The sequence below is a fragment of the Lawsonibacter hominis genome (genome assembly GCF_014287895.1).
GTDB lineage: Bacteria > Bacillota > Clostridia > Oscillospirales > Oscillospiraceae > Lawsonibacter_A > Lawsonibacter_A hominis.
In genome coordinates this window covers 1-1,289 of the sequence record NZ_JACOPP010000073.1, presented here as the reverse complement: position 1 = coordinate 1,289, position 1,289 = coordinate 1, and the positions used below count along the sequence as shown (strand labels likewise).

The following is a 1,289-nucleotide window of genomic DNA, read 5'->3' as shown; positions in this document are numbered from 1 at the left end:
CTGAAAAACAACCGCCGTTTTGCCACCAGGTATGAGAAGAAAGCACTCTATTTTCACGCTGTTGTCTGTCTTGCCTGTATCCTCGTTTGGTTACTTTGATGGTTTTAAAACAGACTCTAACAAACAAAGTTGGTGAAAATAATGCTTACAGAATTACATGAAAATGTTTTACTAAAAATATATGGAATTATACGAAACTCTGGTGAAAACATATGCTGGGGATTAACAGGAAGCACATCGTTCGCACTACAGGGCGTTGATGTGGAACCTCATGATATAGACATTCAGACGGATGGAGCTAGTGCGTATATTCTTGGTAGGCTCTTAGCGGAATATGAAGTTCAACCAGTGATGTTTTGCGGCAATGCAAAAATTAGATCGCATTTTGGAAAATATCTTATTGATGGAATGGAAGTTGAGATTATGGGTGATATCCAGAAATCAGCCGGGGACCATTGGGAAGATATCGTTCCATTAGAGTCTATATTGGATTATATATCATGGCATGATGTTTCTATTCCCGTTTTGAAGCTTTCTTATGAAGCGGAAGCTTATGAGAAACTGGGAAGAATAGCTAAGGCAAAAATGCTACGTGATTATTTGAATTAGCACGAGGATGGACTTTGGGAACAGAATTTGGTACAAGCCAATCAAAGAATGAAATATCTTTCTAACAGTTGTTTACAATAACAGATTTGCTTTTCTTTTCAACAAATCAACAAAAGAGCAAATCCTCCACATTGAAATGCGCTCGTACCGCTGAATCTTCGTTCCAAATTACAACCGCTTTGCTTGGTGGCCAGAGACCGCTTTCACCCTTTTATTTCAAATGCTCGGGCGAAGTGAATTCGCTTTGCGCCAAGGGTTTGCGCCAGCGGCGCAGAAGCGCCGCCCCGCCGCGCGGGCCCTGATCCGGTCTCAGCTTGCCGAAAAAGGCCTCTGGCCTTTTTCGACCGAGGAATGCATGACGAACAGGGCTCGATTCTTGCAGAAAAGTCGCCCTGTCCGTCATGAAAGGTGTCATTTCCGACGCACGTGTCGCCGGAAATGACGGAGCTTCCTTTCCTTCCGTCGTCTGCGGACGACTCAACTCTGCCAGGCTCTTCTCCAGGAGGGTTTTCGGCAGCCTGAAACGAAAAGACACACCGAATGGTGTGTCTTTTCGTTTGGGATAAGGTAAAATAAGTTGCGCAAATATAAAAGAGGATAAAAAGAGACATGGTTTGCAGAACTCTGGTAGAATGAAGTTGCGACACACCATTCTGAAAGGAGTCTGTAAACCATGTCCG

The 1,289-nt window shown here is 43.8% G+C and carries 2 protein-coding genes; one reads left to right on the top strand and one right to left on the bottom strand.

Annotated elements, in window-relative coordinates; genetic code table 11:
* Nucleotides 1-141: 141 nt before the first annotated feature.
* Nucleotides 142-609, top strand: coding sequence for a nucleotidyltransferase domain-containing protein (locus H8S57_RS16795; protein ID WP_186909086.1), 468 nt, complete (start codon nt 142-144; stop codon nt 607-609).
* A 211-nt stretch (nt 610-820) separates the two neighbouring features.
* On the opposite strand, the gene H8S57_RS16790 is transcribed toward H8S57_RS16795, so the two are convergent.
* Nucleotides 821-1,289 (bottom strand): hypothetical protein (locus H8S57_RS16790; RefSeq protein ID WP_186909085.1); only part of this gene is annotated, 469 nt, incomplete at its 5' end.

What these genes read in the sequence shown, in the direction of transcription:
- H8S57_RS16795 (WP_186909086.1), top strand. Translation starts at nt 142, where the DNA reads ATGCTTACAGAATTACATGAAAATGTTTTACTAAAAATATATGGAATT.